Below are 20,457 nucleotides of genomic sequence, written 5' to 3' on the forward strand. Positions count from 1 at the left end.
CGCATGGTGCGTGCGCGCTGGCGTGTGTTGATCTGCCGGAGGGCGGTCGTCATAGTCGTGGCGAATAAAGACCCCGGGACGAACCGGGCCACATCCGGGCGGATTTCCCCATGATCGACGCGGCTACCCCAGAGATTCACGATGACGCGCGCGCACGTTCCAACGTGATGCGGCTGGCTGCGGCGCAGGCGCTTGGCGGCGCCAATTCGGCGGTCATCTTCGCCACCGGCGCCATTGTTGGCGCCACGCTGGCGCCGAGTGTGTCGCTCGCGACGGTGCCGATCTCGGTTTATGTCGTCGGGCTTGCCTGCGGAACACTGCCGGTCGGCATGATCTCCCGCGCCTATGGCCGCCGCGTCGCCTTCATCATCGGCAGTGGCGCCGGTGCGATCTGCGGCCTGCTCGGCGCCATCGCGATCCTGAAAGCATCATTCGCACTGTTCTGCTGCGCGACATTCTTCGGCGGCTTCTACGGTGCTGTCGCGCAATCCTATCGCTTCGCCGCCGCCGATGGCGCCAGCCCGTCCTATCGTCCGAAAGCCGTCTCCTGGGTGATGGCTGGCGGCGTATTCGCCGGCGTGCTGGGCCCGCAACTCGTGCAATGGACCATGGATATCTGGTCGCCCTATCTGTTTGCCGCGAGCTTCGCGGCGCAGGCGGTGGTCGCCCTGATCGCGATGGCCTTGCTCTCCACCGTGGATGCGCCGAGGCCCGCGCCTGCGGACATGCATGGTGGCCGGCCGTTGCTGGAGATAGTGCGGCAGCCGCGCTTCATTGCAGCCGCGATTTGCGGCGTGGTGTCCTATTCGATGATGAATCTCGTGATGACCTCGGCGCCGCTGGCGATGAAGCTTTGCGGGCTGACGCTGAGCGATTCCAATTTCGGCCTGCAGTGGCACATCGTGGCGATGTACGGTCCGAGCTTCTTCACGGGATCGCTGATCGCACGCTTTGGCGCGTCGAAGGTCGTGGCCGCAGGTCTGGCGCTGGAGGCGATCGCCGCGGTGATCGGCATCGCCGGCATCAGCGCGATGCATTTCTGGGTCTGTCTCGTCGTGCTCGGCCTCGGCTGGAATTTCGGCTTCATCGGCGCTTCCGCGCTGGTGCTGGAGACCCATCGGCCGCAGGAGCGCAACAAGGTGCAGGCCTTCAACGACTTCCTGGTGTTCGGCCTGATGGCGGTTGGCTCGTTCTCCTCCGGCCAGTTGCTGGCGAATTATGGCTGGTCCACGGTCAATGCTGTGGTTTTCCCGCCGGTCGTTCTCGGGCTCGTGGCGCTGGTCATGGCCGGTTTCATCAAGCGCCGCGCGGTGCAGCAGGCTGCGGCGTTTCCCGATCCGGCTATCTAACCAAGGCGCATCACACACTTGCCGGCCTGGCGATCACCATCGCCCAAGCCGGCATTTGTGAACGACACTCTGGGACGTCCGGACGTCGTCAGGCCGATCCTGTGTTTCCAGTGATCGAGGCAGCCACCAGTTTCTGGGTGATGCCTTGTCCGCTCAGCAGGCGGACAGCCGGACTTCTTGTTTCGGGAAAGATGGCCAGCAGGGTGTTTGACCCTTTCACTTCAGACCAGCCAAGCTCCTGCGCGTGAATCGCAGCGCGCTGGGACACACGCACAAATGCTGCCGTCGGCTGGCCATTCTTGCCGGTCTCGATCATCAGATTTTTCAGTTCCTTATCGAGGTAGCGGATCAGGTCGGCTTTCAACGTTCCGAAATCGGCATTGCAATCCCGCAGCACCGCGGCGGCATCGGTGTCATCGACCAGTGCAAGTAACAGGTGCTCCAACGTTGCATATTGATGGCCTCTCTGGTCGGCATATTCGATAGCGCGTCGCCGTGTCGCGTGAAGCGCGGGCGAAAGCGGCAGCGTCGACAGGTCGATGAGGGCATCGGCGCTTTTCAGCCTCTTTACGGGGTCGAGAGTCGCTAGCAGCTTCTGCTTTTCGCTGATCGGCAGGACGATATGCGAGGCGATGACGTCGGCAACCCGTCCGGGGTCGAGGGTTCGCTCCAGTGGCGGCCAAATTAGTGGCACGCGCATGTCGTGAGCCGAAACGTAGCTCTCGAACCGCTTGACTGCCTGCTGGATCAGTTCGGGCTCATCAGGAATAGGACCCTCACTCACGCCTGTAACATCGGCTCTATACGAGCCAGTCTCGCCTACGAAACGCTGAATCACGACGCGTTGACGCCCCTGTGCCAGAACCCTGAGCGTGCCGTCATCAATCCTTTGAATTTCAAGCAACTGGGCGAGAACGCCAATGTCGTAGATGTCCTCGAAGCCAGGTTCGTCAACAGTTTCGTTCTTTTGAATAGCAAGCACGACCTCGCGTTGCCGATCGAAGGCATCTTTCAGAGCGAGTATTGTTTTCTCCCGTCCGACAAAAAGCGGGTAGGTCGCTGTCGGGAATGGAACGAGATCTCTCAGCGGAATGGCCGGGTAGCTTGATATTCCGGTTTGAAGTTTGATAGTCGGCACTTCTGGCGAAGTTCGACCGACCTGCAGCATCGCAGACAAGGTATTCCAGTCAGCGACACCCAATATTCTCGATATCAACTCCAGGCTTTCGCTGTGACTGATCGTGACGGCTTTGGTGGTGAGGTTTTCGCGCAGGGTCTGCGCCATAGCCTTTGCATCGCGAAAATCGCGCATCTGTTTCGTCCTTTGCGTGAGCGAACCAGGGGGCATCAGGTGGTTGCGTTGCTGACCCGGTCGCTCGGACAAAGGGTGTCGGCAAAGGAAGTGATACGTTCACCGTCCCGTTCAGGGCGCAACCGGCAGGTCGTATCAACCGAGATAAAATTGGCTCAAAGGCGTCTAGCTGTCAATGAGGTGCAACTGTCGGCTGCGTTCACGCGACAGTGAGACCTGTATCAGTCGACATCGGCCAATTGGTCCGCAGTCTCGAACGCGTCGCGCGGCCACGAGATTTGCACCACCGCGCCGTGATCCGGAAAGACACGATTGCTGAACGTTACCCTGGCGCCGGTGCGCTCCAGCAGCGTGCGCGCGATGAATACGCCGAGGCCGAGGCCGCGATGTTCGCCCTCTTCGGCGGGGCGACGCCGCGACAGATAGGGCTCGCCGATCCGCTTCAGCAGGTCCGGTGGAATGCCCGGGCCATCGTCCGAGATCGAGATCACGATACTTTCCGCATTCCACCAGGCGTTCACTTCGACCTGCTCCCGCGCGAAATCGACCGCATTCTCCAGAATGTTGCCGACGCCGTAGAGGATTGCCGGATTACGCATGCCGGCCGGTTCGGGGGCGTTGGCGACGGCGATACGTATCTTGATGGCAATGCCGAAGTCGCGATGCGGCGCCACGGCTTCCTCGATCAGCTGCGAGAGCGGCATGCGGTCGAATGGCGCGCCGCTCGAATTCAGCTGCGTGATCTTGGAAAGAATCTCGCGGCAGCGCTGCGCCTGTTCGCGGACGGTCTTCAGGTCATCGGCAAGTTCCGGGTTGTTGTGGATGTTCTTCTCAAGCTCCCGGGAGATCAGGAAGATGGTCGAGAGCGGCGTTCCCAATTCATGCGCGGCAGCGGCGGCGAGACCGTCGATCTGGGTCAAATGCTGCTCGCGCGTCAGCACCAGTTCGGTGGCGGCGAGCGCGTCCGAAAGCTTGCGGGCTTCCTCAGTGACCTGAAACGCATAGAGGCTGGTCACGCCGATGGCGGTCAGGATCGAGAACCAGACACCGAGCAGATAGATCTGTGGCAGCACCAGCGGTTCTGCGGAATCCCACGGTAGCGGCAGATGAAAGAAGGCCAGCACGGTGGCAGAGGCTGCGGCGAGAACGCCGAGCGCGATGGTGAAACGCGTCGGCAGTGCCGTCGCGGAGATCAGCACCGGTGCCAGAAACAGGAACGAGAACGGATTCTGCAATCCGCCGGTGCAGTAGAGCAGGCCCGCCAGCTCGATGATATTGAGCGCGAGCAGGGCGGCTGCGAAAAGCGGTTCCAGCCGGTGGACCGGATTGAACAGCGTCTGCAGCACGAGATTGAGGGTCGCCGACAGGCCGATGATCGTCACGCAGGGAATGATGGCGACGTCGTATTCGAGCCCCTGCACCACGACGAAGATCGCAGCCAACTGGCCGAGCGCCGCGAGCCAGCGCAAACGCAGGATCGTGTCGAGGCGAACATAACGGCGCGGCTGGCGAAAGTCGGAGGCGGAAATATCGGTCATATCAGGACATTAGACGCCCCGGGCGATGACCACAAACCCATGCGGGCTGCGGCCACTTGAAGCGCCCAAGCTTGCCTTCGCCGCCACAATGCCGCATGGAACGGCAGCAATGACGATTGAAGACACCAAGTCAGGTCATGCGGCGACGGTTGATCGCAATGCTGCGGCGGCGATCGACGTCGCTCATCTCGTCAAATTCTACAAGACCAACTGCGCCGTGGACGACATCTCGTTCAAGATCGCGCGCGGCAGCATCACCGGTCTCCTGGGCGGCAACGGCGCCGGCAAGACCACCACCATTGCCATGATCATGGGGCTGACGCTGCCGACCTCGGGCAAGGTCTCGGTGCTCGGCTGTGCGATGCCGGCGCAATCAGCCGAAGTGCTCGGCCGGATGAATTTTGAAAGCCCCTACGTCGACATGCCGATGCGACTCACGGTCCGGCAGAACCTCACCGTGTTCGGAAAGCTCTATGCCGTGCCTGACCTCAAGGGCCGCATCGCGCAACTGGCCGAAGACCTCGATCTCAAGGATTTTCTCGACCGCGCCAGCGGCAAGCTCTCTGCAGGCCAGAAAACGCGCGTCGCGCTGGCCAAGGCGTTGATCAATGCGCCCGAGCTGTTGCTGCTCGATGAACCGACGGCCTCGCTCGACCCGGATACCGCGGACTGGATCAGGCGACATATCGAGACCTATCGCAGGAGCAACAACGCCACGATCCTCTTGGCCTCGCACAACATGCTGGAAGTCGAGCGGCTATGCGACCGCGTCATCATCATGAAGAAGGGCCGCATCGAGGACGACGATAGCCCGGAGCAGATTTTGCTGCGCTATAACCGCACGACGCTGGAAGACGTGTTCCTCGACGTCGCACGCGGTCGCGACCGGGAGCAGGCGCCATGAGCCTCGTAGAGCGGTCACACGGCATCGCCATGCATCGCATCAATGCGATGGTGCTGCGCTACTGGTATCTGTTGGTGTCGTCGTGGCCGCGGATGCTGGAACTGGTCTATTGGCCGGCGCTGCAGATCATCACCTGGGGCTTCCTGCAGAATTACATCTCGCAGAATGCCGGGTTCTTCGCCCAGGCCGGCGGCACGCTGATCGGCGCAGTGATCCTGTGGGACATCCTGTTTCGCGGCCAGCTTGGCTTCTCCATCTCCTTCCTCGAGGAAATGTGGGCGCGCAATCTCGGTAACCTGATGATGAGCCCGCTGAAGCCGATCGAGTTTCTGATCTCGCTGATGATCATGAGCCTGATCCGCCTCGCCATCGGCATCATCCCGATGGTGATTCTCGCAATGTTCTTCAAATTCAACCTGTTCGCGCTCGGCCTGCCGCTGATCGCGTTCTTCTGCAACCTGATCTTCACGAGCTGGTCGCTCGGTATCTTCGTGTCGGGTCTGGTGCTGCGCAACGGCCTCGGCGCCGAGAGCATTGTCTGGACGCTGATGTTCGGGCTGATGCCGCTGGCCTGCGTCTACTATCCAGTCTCGGTGCTGCCGACGTGGCTGCAATATGTCGCCTGGGCCTTGCCACCGACCTATGTGTTCGAGGGCATGCGGGCGCTGCTGTTCGATCACACCTTCCGCGCCGACCTGATGTTGACTGCGCTGGGCATCAACGTCGTGCTGTTTATTGTTTCATTCGCGATATTTCTTGGGCTTTTGAACAGCGCCAGGCGCGCCGGAACGCTGATCTCCGGCGGCGAATAAGACCATTTATCAAGGGATAACCGCCGTTTTTACCGCCGATGGCCTGAAAGCCATGCTTGCGGCGCATTGACGCTTTCTTACGCAGACACCAGTATATACTGCAGCGCAAAAGCAGACGCTCAACGAGTGAGGACAGATGCCGATAGGTGAATTTGGCAGGCCGCCAGCCCTGCCGTCCGAGACGAGCCCGGCTCTGACCACCCCGATGTACTGGATGTATGAGATGGCCTACGCGTCGCTCAATCCGGCGCGCGCGATGACAGACGCTACCAGGATGCTGTTTCAGAATCCGCTGAATCCGTTCTCGCAGACTGAGTTCGGCAAGTCGGTGACGGCGGGCTGCGAATTGTTCGAACGCACCACGCGCCGCTACGGCAAGCCGGAATGGGGCCTGCACGATACCGACGTGAACGGCGTGCGCACGCCGATCGAGATTCGCTCGGTGTGGGAAAAGCCGTTCTGCCGTCTGTTGTATTTCGATCGCAAGCACCCGCGTCCGCTGCGCGCACCGCAGCCGCGTGTGTTGATCGTGGCGCCGATGTCCGGTCACTACGCGACATTGCTGCGCGGTACCGTCGAAGCCTTCCTGCCGACCCATGAGGTTTACATCACCGACTGGTCGGATGCGCGTCAGGTACCTCTGGCCGCGGGCCGCTTCGATCTCGAAGACTACATCGACTATGTGATCGAGATGTTCCACGTGCTCGGCGGCAACGTCCATGTTCTCGCCGTCTGTCAGCCCGCCGTGCCGGTGCTTGCTGCGGTGTCGGTGATGGAAGCTGAGAACGATCCCTATGTGCCCCTGTCGATGACGCTGATGGGCGGCCCGATCGATACACGCCGCAATCCGACCGCTGTGAACAATCTCGCGGCCGAAAAGGGCATGGATTGGTTCCGCAACAACGTGATCACCAAGGTGCCGTTTCCGCATCCAGGTATCATGCGCGACGTCTATCCAGGCTTTTTGCAGCTCAGCGGCTTCATCAGCATGAATCGCGACCGCCACGTGGAAGCACACAAGAAGCTGTTCGAGAACCTGGTGAAGGGCGATGGCGATCTCGTGGACAAGCATCGCGAATTCTACGACGAGTATCTGGCGGTGATGGATCTGACTGCAGAGTATTACCTGCAGACCGTCGATACCGTGTTCGTCAAACATGCGCTGCCGAAGGGCGAGATGACCCATCGCGGCAAGCCTGTTGATCCGTCGAAGGTCGTCAACGTTGCGCTGATGACCGTCGAAGGCGAGAACGACGATATTTCTGGCCTCGGTCAGACCGAAGCGACGCATATGTTGTGCAGTTCGATCCCCGATGAGCGTCGTGTGCATTACGTTCAGAAAGGCGTTGGACACTACGGCGTGTTCAATGGATCGCGATTCAAATCTGAAATCGTGCCGCGCGTGTCTGACTTCATGCTGAGCGCAGCAAGCGCGCGCCATCGCGCCGCTGCTGCTGAGTGATTCAACACGCGCACATGCGGTGACGATGCATCGTCATCGCATGTGCGCGATCACCATCGATGAATCGAAAACAACATCGTTGAAATGCGCGATCATCGCGGGTGAGTTGCGATGGCGCGCTTTCTAAGCCCTTGAAAATAGGCATGGAAACCGGATTTTCCGCCTATTTCTAGTAGCGGTGCGCGATTCACTCTTAGATTCCGAAATTCAACGTTCTTTTGAATCCAGATTCCTGTTCCGGACCCCATCCGGTAGGGGACAAATCGCCTTTTGACCCCGTATATTGGGCAAATGATTTGTTTTTGCGCCGAGCAATTCCCGTGGCGGCGGTTATGGCAGAATCCGGTCGATCTACTGACGACCGGGACTACTGACATGGCCTTCCGCGCACTTCTCTACCGCCGCCCCACCGAACCAGACACGCTTGCCGTCAAACACGGCTCCCAGATCTTCGCCATACGCCTGCGCAGGCACCGCCGTGCGACGCGTTACACGCTGCGCATTCATCCGAGCGAGCGCGAAGCCATCCTGACCATGCCGCCGCGTGGGTCATTGGCCGATGCAAAGGACTTTGCACAACGTCATGGCGCCTGGATCGCCGCGCGTCTTGGCCGTTTGCCGAAAGCAGCACCATTCGAACATGGCACAACGGTTCCGCTGCGGGGAACTCCGCATCGAATCGTGCACCGTGCGGGGCGGGGGACGGTGTGGACCGAGACCCGCGACAACGGCGAGAAAATCATCTGTGTCGCCGGCGATGTCGAGCATATCGACCGACGTATCCACGATTTCCTCAAGCGCGAAGCCAAGGCCGATCTCGTCAAGGCATCGAACCGCTATGCGGCGCAGCTGAACGTCAAGGTGAAGCGGATCTCGATCCGCGATCAGTCGAGCCGCTGGGGGTCCTGCACCACCGAGGGCTCGCTGTCGTTCTCGTGGCGTCTGATCCTGGCGCCGCCCTTCGTGCTGGATTATCTCGCGGCGCATGAAGTCGGGCATCTCGTCGAGATGAACCACTCGGTGAAGTTCTGGCGCGTGGTCGGGCGCATCTGCCCGGCGACCGAACGCGCCAAGGCCTGGCTCGATACCCATGGCAACGACCTGCATCGCTTCGGCGTGCAGGACTGACTCAGCCTGTCGTCGCCCGGCCTGACCGGGCGAGCCAGTAAACACCGGCGATGACAACGTGTACTGGATCACCCGCTTTCGCGGGTGATGACATGAGAGGGGGCAGCGCAAAGCGCTCTCCCTCTATCCTATCTCCCGAACAATCGCTCCGTCAGCCAGCCATCCAGTCCGCTCGCGGCTTCAGGCCGCACGTTTTGCTGTGGCTGCTGGCGCGCGGCGGGGTAGTTGGTCTGCGTCGGTGCCGGCGGTTGCGGACGATAGCCGTTATAGACGGGGGCGCTTGGCACATAGCCGCGTTCCGGTGGCGCTGATGGCGACGGTGCGGGCGATCCGGGCAGCAAGCTCGACAGCGCCTGGCCGATCGGATTGGTGCTGAACGAATTCGACGGCGCCAATCCCGGCACCGGCTGCGGCTGCAGGCCCTGATGCGCCGTCTTCATGAAGCGCGACCAGATCTCCACCGGCAGTCCGCCGCCGGTGGCCTTCTTGGTCGGCGAGTTGTCGTCATTGCCGAGCCAGACGCCGGTGACGAGCTGCGAGGTGTAGCCGATGAACCAGGCGTCGCGGAAATCCTGGCTGGTGCCGGTCTTGCCCGCGGCCTGCCAGCCCGGCAGCTCGGCCTTCTTGGCGCTGCCGGACAAAATGGTCTGCTGCATCATGGTGTTCATCATCGCCACGGCGCGGCCGTCGATCACCTGGCTCGCGGTCTCCGCCGGGCGCGTATAGAGCGTCTTCTTGCCTTCCACCGTGCGGATGCGGTTCACCACATGGGGCGACACAGCGAGGCCGCCATTGGCGAAGGGCGCATAGGCGCCGACCAGTTCGGTCATCGACACTTCGGAGGTGCCGAGCGCGATCGAGGCATTGGCCTCGAGCTTTGAGGCGATGCCCAGCCGATGCGCCGTGCGCACCACACTGGCCGGGCCGACCTCGATGCCGAGCCGCACGGCCACCGTATTCAGCGACATGGACAGCGCCTGGGTCAGGGTCACCGAGCCGAAATATTCGTGGGTGTAGTTCTCCGGCTTCCAGCCCTTGATGTCGATCGGCGCGTCGGTGCGGATGGTTTCCGGCGTCAGCCCCGCCTCGATGGCGGTGAGATAGACGAACGGCTTGAAGCTCGATCCCGGCTGGCGCTTCGCGGTGACCGCGCGGTTGAACTGGCTCTCGGAGTAGTTCCGGCCGCCGACCATGGCGCGCACCGAACCGTCCGGCGTCATCGCCACCAGTGCGCCCTGTGTCACATTGAACTTCACGCTCTTCGCCGCCAGCTCGTCGATGATCGCGGCTTCGGCGACGCTCTGCAGCTTGGGATCGATGGTGGTCTCGACAATGATGCTCTCGTCGACCTGGCCGACGAGATCGTCCAGCACTTCGCCGATCCAGTCGGCGACATAGTTCACCGTGCCGGCGCCGACCGGCTTGACGTTGTATTGCGGCACGCCGGTCGCGCCCTTGGCCTGGGCTGCGGTGATGAACTCGGCATCCTGCATCGCCGCCAGCACCACCTTGGCGCGCGCCTCGGCGCCTTCCGGATTGCGGTTCGGTGCCAGCCGCGACGGCGACTTCACGAGCCCCGCCAGCATCGCCGCTTCCGCCACCGTGACGTTCTTGGCGGGTTTGCCGAAATATTTTTGCGCCGCGGCTTCCACGCCGTAGGCGCCGGAGCCGAAATAGACCCGGTTGAGATACAGTTCCAGGATTTCGGCCTTGGAATGCTTGCGCTCCAGCCAGAACGCCAGCTCCACTTCCTGCAGCTTGCGCGCCATGGTGCGCTCCTGCGTCAGGAACAGGTTCTTGGCGAGCTGCTGTGTCAGCGTCGAGCCGCCCTGCGAGACGCCGCGATGCATCAGGTTGGTGGCCGCGGCGCGCGCGATGCCGATGGGGTCGACGCCGTAATGCGAATAGAACCGCCGGTCCTCGATGGCGATAAACGCCTTCGGCAGATAGGGCGGCAGATCCTTCAGCGACACATTGGCGCCGGCCTGTTCGCCGCGCGTCGCCAGCACCGTGCCGTCCATGCCGACGATCTGGATCGTCGGCGGGCGCTTGGGAATTTCCAGCGACTGGATCGGCGGCAGATGCGCGCCGACATAGATCACGACGCCGACAATGGCGATCGCCGCCCACAGGCCGAGCACCGCGCCCCAGTAGAACAGCCGCTTGATGCCCTTGCCGAAACCGCCGGAGCTGCGCGCCTTGCTGGATGTTCGGGCCTTGCGCGGCTTGTCGCCGCCGCCGCTATTAGGCTCGCGCTTCGGCGCCTGTTTGGGCGTTTTCCTGGGCCGGTCATCGCCGCCGCCGGGTACGCGATCATCCGCCGTGAGGCGCAGATCGGACAGCGCCGCGCCGAGCCCAAAGGTCGGCTCCTTGCGCCCGCTCTTTTTCTTGCCCCACGCCATACGCAAACACCACGCCACCCGAGACCGCGAGCCTAGCGGGCGCGGTTTAAGGGGCGGTTACGCAGAAGTTAACGTAAGGGAAACGAGGTTCCATGGTTGGGCCGCTATGTGTACGTGCTCGTATGCGCGAAGCCTCTGCAAACATGGCTGTCATCCCCGCGAAGGCGGGGATCCATAACCTCCGAGTTCATGTTTGGCCCGAAGGATAAGCGTTGCGAGATCCTCGTCTCGATTATCTCTGTACGTGTGTATGGATCCCCGCCCCGCGTGCGCCTTCGGCGCACTAGGCGGGGATGACACCAGAGTGTTGTGTGGCTGCACTGCGCAACACACGCACTGTCCCTCGCACTCTCGCTCACCGCTTCACCTGTCAAACAGCCACGCCATTCCCTGGAAAAATCTCTGCGCCCACGCGCCGTCCGTATCGCGCCCTCGGCGCAAAGCGGGTGGACCGGTTTTCCCCCTCGAACAATGAGGGGGATGACGCGCCGAAAGGCGCAACTTGGTCGTTCTCGCGTTTCGCTCCGGCTTGCGAAAGCCCTTGCGATCCGCGCATCGCCTTTCGGCGCGCCATCGCGGCTTTTCTGTTCGAGGGACCGTGCTTCCGGGTACTGGGCAGGACTAATGAAAGTCCTTCGTTCCGGACAGGCTTTCGCCTGCCTTCACCCGCACCCGTCCAGCCGTTTCCGGCAGAGCCCCGTAGTGGGCCCGGACGGTGACCCCCGACCTCCCGAGTCCGTGCTTGCGAGGCACGTCCGCGGGCGCCGCATCCAAACTCCACTTCGAAAGCGCCCTCGAGAAGCGCCCCTCGTGAGTAGGACGAAATGGAATATAATCACAGCTGCGGATGTTGTCAATCCTGTCCGGGACAACGCGTAGTATTAGTTCTACCTTCTGTCTCAAAATAGAAGGATTCGTACGATGCTATCGAGCGATCGCCCTATCGCTAGTGAAGACGACGACGTGCTGGGATTCTCTCAGTTTGCCGATGCATTAGCCCGATCACTAACCGAGATGGCGCCGGACGAAGGGATTGTCGTATCGATCGAAGGGGCCTGGGGAGCAGGTAAGACAAGCGCGCTTAGACTAATTGAGCGTCGCATCATTATTCGCGAGTTGGCGCGCGAGAGCGGTATTGCAGTTGCAGACCTAGTTGAACGTGAGTGGTCTGCCGTTGAGGTCGAATGGGAAGCCTTCCACGGCAAAAGGAAGACCCATTTAATTCGCTTCAACCCATGGAATTTCAGCGGTCAAGAGAACTTGGTGCGCGCCTTCTTCGGTGAAGTTGGCGCCGCCATTGGTCATTCAGAAAATGGGGCAATATCGAATGCAATAAAGAAGCTAACGGCATACCTTCCGAGCGTAGGTGTAGTTGCTGGTGGTGCTGGTGCGCTAGCAGCAGGTGGTGTTGCAGCGTTTGGCGTTGGTAGCGCAGCTGGGCGAGCCGTCGGTGAGGGCATTCAAAGCTTTGCTTCAAAAACATCGAGTCTTGAATCATTAAAGCGTGATCTTGCTGTTGCCCTTAGAGAATCTGCGAAGAGAATCATCATTGTAATTGATGACGTCGATCGGCTTATGCCCTCTGAAATGAGATCGATCTTCTCGCTCGTCAAAAGTCTGGGTGATCTGCCGAATATTCTTTACGTTCTATCCTTCGACAGGAGTGTGGTGACGCAGGCCATGGGAGCCGGAGTAGATCGCGTTGATCCGGATTTCCTCGAGAAGATCATACAAGTGCAGGTCAAGTTACCGCCTCCTTGGCAGGCGGAGATACGAGACCTCTTCTTTCAGCGTCTAAATTCCGTCATTGGCGATACGGAGCCGAACGATTTCGAGAGATGGCAAATGGCTTTCTTTCAGGCGGTTCAGCCTTATATTCAGACGCCGCGGGATGTATCACGTATCTACAATGCGATGCAGATCATATGGCCGAATGTTGCAGGTGACGTTGATCTAACGGATCTTGTGATTCTAACGTCGTTGCAATTGTTCGAGCCCGGAGAGTATGAGAAAATTTTCGAGAACATCGAGGAACTGTCTGGTGAAAACTGGACCTTCAAGGAGGAGAAAGAATTTTCCTCTGGCTTCGAGCCGAGAAATGCGAAGAATCCACAGGCAGCGAAGAAGGCTCTCGCTTATCTCTTCCCCGCACTTGCAAAAGGTTGGAATGAGCACATTGGCGATATTCCCTACTTAAAAAAGCGCGAACACAGACGGATATGTACTAAACAATACTATAGAAATTATTTTCTGTTTGGGCGCGACCCAAGCCGACAATCCAAAGCTGATATTGAAGCGTTACTTTCGGCGGTGGATGTGAGTGAGAGACTCCCCATTTTTCTGAGGGAACTCGCTCAGAGGAAAGTTGGCAAGCGGAACCCACCTGTCGCAAATTTTTTGGAGCAGGTCTTCGAGACTGTGCACGTGAAGCCACTATTGTCCGAGGAGACATTAAGAACATTTCTCGACGTTAGTGATGAGCTGATCCAAAGGGAGGATAGGGTCTGGGAATTCTTTGTGGAGGATAATCTTCAGAGGTTGGAATCTATTGCCGTGCATGGCCTCACTCCACTCTCTGCGGCTGAGAGGCTGAAAAGGCTTTCAATTTTACAAGCGCATCCTAGAGGGATCACGCTTGCGAGCAACGCTGTAATCCGTCTTGCGGGTCAGCATGGTCTTTATGGAGGTGAGGCCACTTACGGCGATGATTGTTATATGGGACGCGAGGAAGCTATCAATGCGGCGGAGATGATCGCAACCAAGATTAGCAGCATCGCTGAGAATGGCCAGCTTCTTCAACTCATTCGGCCCGTCCGGCTTATCTTCATTTGGCGATCAATCGCTGGTGTTAAACCAGTTAGAGAGTGGCTAATGAAAGAGATCGCCGTTGATGATTCTGTTTTGCGGTTAGCTCAGGTTCTTGCAAGCACGTCATATCGTACAGTTGGAACGACTAGGTCAGAGGTTCGAATTTTTAATGCAAAGACATTCTCCGAATTGATTGACGTCACGCACTTTAAGGAGAGACTTTCCAGTGCCGCGCAGAATGCTGGCTCAGACGAGAGCCGTCGTATTCAGAGTGAATTTCTTAAGGCTGAACTGCGCGGCAGTGAAGATTAATTGATTAATCAGATCGAATCATCCTGTCGCCGCATTGATCTCACCAAACCACCACATCCACTCCAGACCTTCCGCACACTTCCCCGCTAATGCTTCGCCCCTTCCAACCGGAAAGGAACGACCATGCGCATTATGACAGCGACGGCCCTCGTGGCCATTCTCTCGCTCGGCACGCCGGGTTTCGTGCTCGCACAGGGAGCGGCGTCCCAGGCCGAAAAAGCGCCGGCCAAGTCCGGCGGGCAGACCAGTGCCAAGATCTCCAGCATCCAGGTGGTGGATGTGAAGCAATTGCCGGAGGCGGTGAAGAAGCAGGTCGAGGAGGTCGTGTCGAAATCCAGCGAGGAGGATCTGAAGGCGCTGCGCGCCTCGATCGACGCCTCGCCGGCGGCCGCCAATGCGCTCAAGGAAAAGGGCATGAGTTCAGCGCAGGTGGTGGCGATCAATATCGCCGATGGTGTGCTGACGATGTTCGCGAAGACGGCGTAAGTGGTGCTCGCTGACGTGGCTTGTACCAGACGTCGCTACACTCTCGGGTGTCATGGCCGGACTTGATCCGGCCATCCATCTTTGCCGTACGCTTTGTTGAAGCTGGATGCCCGGGTCATCTGGCGAAGCCGCGCTTCGCGCTTTGCCCGGGCATGACGTGGTGGGAGTGTTGAGCGCGTCAGCGAAGGTTGAAGCCACGCACAAATGCAAAGCCACGCGCAGGGATACCCGCGCGTGGCTTTGTCGTTTGCAGCCTAGCCCGCCGAGTCATCCTCGATGATCGGGCCGAACAGTTCCCAGCGCTCGCCGTTGAAGCGCTGCATCTGCAGCTGCTTGTTGACGCGGTAGTCGGTGGGCGAGGTGGAGAGGCTCATGCCGGGCAGGCCGAGATCGGTCTTGAAGCCCGAAATGCTGCTGGCCTGCTTCATCACATTGGCGCGGGTGAGGTCGTCGCCGCAGCGCTTCAGCACTTCCACCATGAGCTGGGCATTGCCGTAGCCATAGGTGTTGAAGTTCGAGTTCTTGTCGCCGTCGGGATAATATTTGTCCATGAAGGCCATGTAGCGCTTCATGCCCTCGTCATCCTTCCACTGCGGGTCCAGCGGGTCCTTGCCGTAATTGGTCGAGATGAGGCCCTTGGAATTGTCCAGCCCCGCAGGCACCAGCACCGCGCCCACCGAGGTCGCATTGATGTCGACGATGTGGATCGGCTTCCAGCCGAGATCAGCCACCTTCTTGATCGCCTGGGCGGCGAATTTCGGCGTCGAGGCGTTGAACAAGAGGTCGGCGCCGGATGACTTCAGCTTGACGATCTGCGAGTCGATGGTCGGGTCGGCCAGTTCATAGGACGCCTCCGAGACGATCATCGACGCGGCCTTGTCGCCGAGCCCGGCCTTCATGCCGGTGAGATAGTCGCGGCCGAGATCGTCGTTCTGCCAGAGGATGGCGATCTTGGCGGTCGGATGGTTCTTCAGGATGTATTTGGCGTAGATCCGGCCTTCGGTCTGGTAGTTGGGATTATAGCCCATGGTCCAGGGGAAGTTCTTCGGATCGGTAAAGCGCGTGGCGCCGGTGGCCGCGAACAGCTGCGGCACCTGCTTCTGGTTCAGATATTTCTGCACGCCCGCATTGGACGGCGTGCCGATGATCTGGAAGGTCAGCAAAACTTCATCGGACTCCACCAGCTTGCGCACCTGCTCCACGGCCTTGGGCGGCGAATAGGCGTCGTCATACTGGATCAGGTTGATCTTGCGGCCGTTGACGCCGCCCTGGTCGTTGACCATCTTGAAATAAGCGAGCTGCGTCTTGGCGATCGACGAATAGGCCGAGGCGGGGCCGGAGAACGGCACGGTCTGGCCGATCTTGATCTCCGTATCGGTGGCGCCGGGATCGTATTTCTTCTGCGCGGATGCCGGATTGATCGCGGCGGATGTGGCCGTGAGCGCAATCGCCGCCATCCCGACAAATTTAGCCGTCGTGGCGAAGCGATGAAGAAGCGAAGTTCTCATGTCGTTGCCTCCCTGATGATATGTCATTCGACAGTCGTTCCCGTGTGGGCGCCGTCGTTATCGGGGAGTGTGAGGCAAGGATTTTGAGTTGGCAAGGCGAGGAGATGGGCACTTTCCCTCACCTCTCCCCGCTCCCGGCGAAGCGAAGCTTCGCTAGGCGGGGAGAGGTCGCCGCGTCTTCGCGGCGGGTGAGGGGCGGAGCGCCGATCTTGATGCAAATTCGGTAGGCGTGGTTCGGACGATCAGTGCGATTCGAGGGCGTGCGTTTGTCGCCGGCCGCGTGCCTTGCCCCTCATCCCACCCTTCTCCCCGCAAGCGGGGAGAAGGAGCCGCGCGGCGCTCCGGGCTAACTTGCCAGCCACAATACGATCAGCGCCAGCGCGGCCGGTGCAGCCTGCACATAAAGAATACGCTTGCTCACCGTTGCTGCGCCATAAGCACCGGCGACGATCACGCACAGCAGAAAGAACGCCTTGATCTGGAATGCGAAGGCGGGCGCTGAATGCAGCAGGCCCCAGATCAGACCGGCGGCGAGGAAGCCGTTATAGAGGCCCTGATTGGCCGCGAGCACCGCGGTGATCTCGGCCTTCTCCGGCGTATTTTTGAAGGTCTTCAGGCCCTGCGGCTTCTGCCAGAGAAACATTTCCAGCACGAGAAAATAGATGTGCAGCGCCGCGACCAGCGCGGTCAGAAGATTACCGATGAAGTTCATGATGAGGCCCCATAAAAAAGCTGTCATTCGGGGGCGGGCCGGCGCCGAAGGCGACGGGACCGAACCCGGAATCTCAATGTGTTCATACTATATCGGGATTCCCCACCACTCCCATTGGAGTGGCTAAGGTTCGCCCGCCGCTAACGCTGCGTTCGCCCCGGAATGACGCGTGAACTATCCCACCGCCGGCTTCGGCAGCGATGCCGGGTCCAGCCACGGACGCGCGGATGATGCGAGGCCGGTGAGGCGACCCTGAATGTAGTCGCAGCCCCAGTCGCGCAGCATCAGGCCGGACTCCTCGTCCTGCACCCATTCGGCAACGGTCTTGATGCCGAGCCGGTGGCAAAGATCGATCAGGGTCTGCACGAAAGCGCGGTCGTCGGCGGAATGCGCGATGTTCTGCACGAAGGCGCCGTCGATCTTGACGATATCCACGCCGAGCTTGCGCAGGTTGCGGAACGAGGTGTAGCCGGCGCCGAAATCGTCGATGGCGATGCGGCTGCCGAAATTCTTCAGCCGCGTGACAAAGCCGCGGACGTCGTCGAGGTCCTGGATGGCCACGGTCTCGGTGATCTCGACGATCAGCCGCTGCGCGACGCCGGGATGCGCCGCCATCATCGACTCGATGGAGGTCCACCAGTCCGGATCCATTGTCGTATCCGGCGAGATGTTCAGCGAGAGCTGCACATCCGGTGCGGCGGCCAGCTCGGCGACGACAAGTTCGAGCACGCGGTGATCGACCAGCCGGATCAGCCCCAGTTTCTCGGCCACCGGCACGATATCCGGCGCCAGCAGCAACTGCCCGTCATCCTGCTTCATGCGCACCAGCGCTTCATAGAAGGCGGGGGTACGGCTGTCGGCATGCATCACGGGTTCGAAGGCCGTGACGATGCGGCGCTCGTTCAGCGCAGTCACGATCTCGTCGGTGACGCGGATATTGACGCGGCGCTGCGCATCGCGTTCCACGTTCGGCCGCCACAAAGCAAAGCTGCCGTGGCGGCGGCGCTTGGCGCCGTTCAGGGTTTCCTGCGCGCGGTTGACGGCTTCGTTGACGTTCTGCGCATAGCGGGGAACGCTGACGGCGCCGATGGTGGCGGTCACCGAGACCGGGCCGGACTGTGTCGGGATGACGTCGTCGCGGATGCCGACCAGAAAGCGCTCGGCGGCGATGGTGGCATCGTCAACAGTGCAGTTCTTCAGGATCAGGCCGAACTTGTTGCCGGAGAAGCGGCCCATCACGTCGCCGCCGCGCAGCCGCGCGCGAATCCGCCTGGCGATCTCGACGATCACTTCGTCGGCGATATCGAAGCCGAAGGCGTCGTTGATCCGGGCCAGATGATCGATGCCGATCAGCATGAAGGCAAAGGACGAGCGGAAGCGGGTGGCTTCCTCGATGGCTTCGGCGAGGGATGCCAGAAGATGCGCACGATTGAGTTCGCCGGTGACGGGATCGTGCTGCGCCAGTTTCAGCAGTTGTTCGTCGCGGGCATGGCGTTCGTTGTCGATGCGGACGACGCCCTCGACGCGTATTGCCTTGCCCGCGGCATCGGCACGGCAATTGCCGCTCTCCTCGATCCACAGCACGGCGGCAGCGGTCGAGGCGCGTAGTCCGTATTCGATCCGGTAGGTGCCGCCGCCGGAAGCGAGTGCCTTGGCCAGTGCCTCGGTGCGAATGCCACGCTGCGGCTCAATGAGAGTCGCCAGCTCGGCGCCGCTGGCGATGGTCGCAGCGGGAATGTCGGTGAAGATCGCGCTAGCCTGGTCGGTCCAGGTGATCCGGTCGCTGGCGATGTCCCAGATGAAGGCGGCCTGGCCGAGTGCGGCCAGAATCTCTGCTGCCTGCGGCTCGGAAGTGCGACCTGCCTGCAAGGAAGAATCGGCACTCTGGGAAACAGCGGATGTCAAAGTCGCCTCGTTTTGGGACGTCATCGGGTGATTCGCCCCCCGACAATACGGCTCAGATCGCTACAATCGTTAGTCAAAGTTCCTAAAGACTTAAGAAAGTGTAGCCGGGCAGGCCTTCGCAAAGCTGATGAGGCCCCGATCTGATCTGTGGAGGGCCGCGGCACGACCCTTGCGACGCAGAGGGTGGAGGGGCAACCCTCGTCCCGAATTGAGACGCGAGCACTGTTAACGATGTCGATTTCCGCGACCCGCGCTTACGCCACGACGCCGCAGCCCATGCGGCGCGCCGGCGATTTCGTGGTCGAGAAAGAGTCGGTCATCGTGGAGGCCGTGGCGCTGACGCGGCTTGAGCCGGTGCAGCATACCAACCCGGTGTCGTCGCGCGTGGCGCGGCCCGATGCATCTTTCATCGCACATCTGATCGCGACCGCCGAGCAGGCGCCGCAAACCCGCGAGCTGCGCCGCGCGGATGTGGCCGATGTCGAGGCGGCCTACCGGTCGGTGGCAAATATGTATGTTGCGGGATCGGCGATCAACCGCACGCAGCGTATGGCCTGACTCGGCACTCTCCGCTTACGTCTTCGGCTTGTCGTCAGGCGACGCGACGCCACCCGGCTGCAAATCCGGCGACGTGATTTGCGGCGACGTATGCGCCACGACTTCCGGCGGGACCGGGGTCGGTTCAAGTTTCGGCTCGATCCGTTCGACCTTCGGCTCCGGGCGATCGGTCAACACGGCTTCGGCAACTGACGTCGCGGCCGGAACGGGAGCGGGCGGATGCGTCGGAGCGACCGGGGCTGGCGCGGGCTCATAACGCGGTGCCGGCTCCGGTGCATAGACCGGCGCGGCGGCGCGGCGCGGACGGCGGGCGCGGAGCGAGATGCCGGCGAGGAAATCCACCATCGCTGTCAGGGTGATCAGGAAGAAGGTCGCATTGCCGAATTTCGGCAGCATCACGAATTCAGTAGCTGCCGCGCCGAACACCAGCAGCGACAGGAAATGATCGGTGAAATATTTCGGCGCCGGGCGCGCGGCGCGCATCACTTCGAGCCACAGCAAGAGAATGCTGAGCGCAACGAGCAGGTCGTTGAGCGTCACCATCCAGATGTCTTTCGACATCAGCGTGATCGGGAAGAGGGGGATCGGGCCCGACAGCGCGAGGTCGGGCATCAGGAAGGCGATGATGTTGCAGATCGCCACCGGAATCAGCAGCAGCGGGAAACCGATCGACGCCATCGAAGGCCTTCTTTGCGAGCGAGAGAACCAGAACGTATGTGGGCGATGCAGGACATCACCGGGACAACGCATTAGCTCCAGAGTTGGAGCGAATTCGGGCGGAAGACCAGTTCAGAATTATAGTCTGAACAGCTTTCTCGGCTTGCCCGCTGGCGCTTCGACCCGCCTGACCCGGACCTTACGTGGACGAGCGAAGGCGGCGCCACCTGACGCGGCGCTGCCCTCCATCCAGTGGTCAGGATTCTTTCTTCACCTTCAGAACCTGACGACCCTTGTACATGCCGGTCTTCAGGTCGAGGTGGTGCGGACGGCGCAGTTCGCCGGAGTCCTTGTCCTCGACATAGGTCGGGGTCTTGAGCGCGTCAGCCGAACGACGCATGCCACGCCGCGACGGCGATGTTTTTCTTCTCGGAACGGCCATAGGAAAAGTCCTTGCAGGTTCTTGGCAGATGGTTTCGATCGGCGCCCGGTGACAGGCGGCCAGCACAGAACGCGCGGGCAAAATCGCTGATAAGGCCGGGCTTATAACGGAATGACGACGCGATGGCTAGGGCGGGGCCGCGGGAATTTTACGGCAAATGGG

The 20,457-nt window shown here is 60.8% G+C and carries 16 protein-coding genes; 8 read left to right on the forward strand and 8 right to left on the reverse strand.

The features are described from left to right. Window positions 1-110: 110 nt before the first annotated feature. The gene (locus AB8B20_RS24195; RefSeq protein ID WP_439073335.1) at window positions 111-1,349 is read left to right on the forward strand and encodes an MFS transporter; all 1,239 of its coding nucleotides are present in this window, start codon (window positions 111-113) and stop codon (window positions 1,347-1,349) included. 88 nt (window positions 1,350-1,437) lie between these two features. Here the strand turns inward: AB8B20_RS24195 and AB8B20_RS24200 are convergent, their stop codons facing one another. Continuing rightward, window positions 1,438-2,661, reverse strand: a complete 1,224-nt coding sequence (locus tag AB8B20_RS24200) for an LON peptidase substrate-binding domain-containing protein (RefSeq protein WP_439073334.1) — start codon at window positions 2,659-2,661, stop codon at window positions 1,438-1,440. A gap of 221 nt (window positions 2,662-2,882) precedes the next feature. Further along, window positions 2,883-4,199: an ActS/PrrB/RegB family redox-sensitive histidine kinase gene (locus tag AB8B20_RS24205; protein WP_089262725.1), complete on the reverse strand. Its 1,317-nt coding sequence runs from the start codon at window positions 4,197-4,199 to the stop codon at window positions 2,883-2,885. Window positions 4,200-4,308: 109 nt separating this feature from the next. On the opposite strand from AB8B20_RS24205, the gene AB8B20_RS24210 reads away from it, so the two are divergent. The 4 genes from AB8B20_RS24210 (at window position 4,309) to AB8B20_RS24225 (ending at window position 8,505) form a co-directional block, all read left to right on the forward strand. Next, window positions 4,309-5,103 carry an ABC transporter ATP-binding protein gene (locus AB8B20_RS24210; protein WP_093760075.1) on the forward strand — a complete coding sequence of 265 codons (795 nt, stop codon included), beginning with the start codon at window positions 4,309-4,311 and terminating at the stop codon, window positions 5,101-5,103. Beyond that, on the forward strand, window positions 5,100-5,915 hold the full coding sequence (locus AB8B20_RS24215) for an ABC transporter permease (RefSeq protein ID WP_439073333.1): 816 nt from the start codon (window positions 5,100-5,102) through the stop codon (window positions 5,913-5,915). The genes AB8B20_RS24210 and AB8B20_RS24215 overlap by 4 nt, the downstream gene beginning before the upstream one ends. A gap of 136 nt (window positions 5,916-6,051) precedes the next feature. Continuing rightward, a complete protein-coding gene (locus tag AB8B20_RS24220) occupies window positions 6,052-7,377 on the forward strand; it encodes a polyhydroxyalkanoate depolymerase (RefSeq protein ID WP_089262721.1) in 1,326 nt (441 codons plus the stop codon). Window positions 7,378-7,668: 291 nt separating this feature from the next. After that, complete coding sequence (locus tag AB8B20_RS24225) at window positions 7,669-8,505, forward strand: M48 family metallopeptidase (RefSeq protein WP_089262719.1); 837 nt, start codon at window positions 7,669-7,671, stop codon at window positions 8,503-8,505. A gap of 128 nt (window positions 8,506-8,633) precedes the next feature. Here the strand turns inward: AB8B20_RS24225 and AB8B20_RS24230 are convergent, their stop codons facing one another. Beyond that, window positions 8,634-10,907 carry a transglycosylase domain-containing protein gene (locus tag AB8B20_RS24230; protein WP_439073332.1) on the reverse strand — a complete coding sequence of 758 codons (2,274 nt, stop codon included), beginning with the start codon at window positions 10,905-10,907 and terminating at the stop codon, window positions 8,634-8,636. Between the two features lie 921 nt (window positions 10,908-11,828). On the opposite strand from AB8B20_RS24230, the gene AB8B20_RS24235 reads away from it, so the two are divergent. Both AB8B20_RS24235 and AB8B20_RS24240 read left to right on the forward strand, forming a co-directional pair. Beyond that, on the forward strand, window positions 11,829-14,027 hold the full coding sequence (locus tag AB8B20_RS24235) for a KAP family P-loop NTPase fold protein (protein ID WP_439073331.1): 2,199 nt from the start codon (window positions 11,829-11,831) through the stop codon (window positions 14,025-14,027). A 123-nt stretch (window positions 14,028-14,150) separates the two neighbouring features. Then, on the forward strand, window positions 14,151-14,513 hold the full coding sequence (locus tag AB8B20_RS24240) for a hypothetical protein (RefSeq protein WP_439073330.1): 363 nt from the start codon (window positions 14,151-14,153) through the stop codon (window positions 14,511-14,513). Window positions 14,514-14,767: 254 nt separating this feature from the next. Here the strand turns inward: AB8B20_RS24240 and AB8B20_RS24245 are convergent, their stop codons facing one another. From AB8B20_RS24245 to AB8B20_RS24255, 3 genes are all read right to left on the reverse strand, one after another. Beyond that, window positions 14,768-15,970, reverse strand: a complete 1,203-nt coding sequence (locus AB8B20_RS24245; protein WP_231081223.1) for an ABC transporter substrate-binding protein — start codon at window positions 15,968-15,970, stop codon at window positions 14,768-14,770. A 397-nt stretch (window positions 15,971-16,367) separates the two neighbouring features. Beyond that, complete coding sequence (locus AB8B20_RS24250) at window positions 16,368-16,733, reverse strand: DUF1304 domain-containing protein (protein ID WP_439073329.1); 366 nt, start codon at window positions 16,731-16,733, stop codon at window positions 16,368-16,370. 174 nt (window positions 16,734-16,907) lie between these two features. Further along, window positions 16,908-18,662: an EAL domain-containing protein gene (locus AB8B20_RS24255; protein ID WP_439073328.1), complete on the reverse strand. Its 1,755-nt coding sequence runs from the start codon at window positions 18,660-18,662 to the stop codon at window positions 16,908-16,910. Between the two features lie 207 nt (window positions 18,663-18,869). Here AB8B20_RS24255 and AB8B20_RS24260 point away from each other — a divergent pair, with 207 nt between their 5' ends. After that, window positions 18,870-19,196, forward strand: coding sequence for a hypothetical protein (locus tag AB8B20_RS24260; RefSeq protein WP_439073327.1), 327 nt, complete (start codon window positions 18,870-18,872; stop codon window positions 19,194-19,196). A 15-nt stretch (window positions 19,197-19,211) separates the two neighbouring features. On the opposite strand, the gene AB8B20_RS24265 is transcribed toward AB8B20_RS24260, so the two are convergent. Further along, entirely contained in the window at window positions 19,212-19,874 is a 663-nt protein-coding gene (locus tag AB8B20_RS24265; protein ID WP_439073326.1) for a hypothetical protein, read from the reverse strand. 235 nt (window positions 19,875-20,109) lie between these two features. Continuing rightward, window positions 20,110-20,295, reverse strand: coding sequence for a 50S ribosomal protein L32 (gene rpmF / locus AB8B20_RS24270; protein ID WP_068732923.1), 186 nt, complete (start codon window positions 20,293-20,295; stop codon window positions 20,110-20,112). Window positions 20,296-20,457: the final 162 nt, after the last annotated feature.

Source organism: Tardiphaga sp. 866_E4_N1_4 (assembly GCF_052076075.1).
Classification (GTDB): domain Bacteria; phylum Pseudomonadota; class Alphaproteobacteria; order Rhizobiales; family Xanthobacteraceae; genus Tardiphaga; species Tardiphaga robiniae.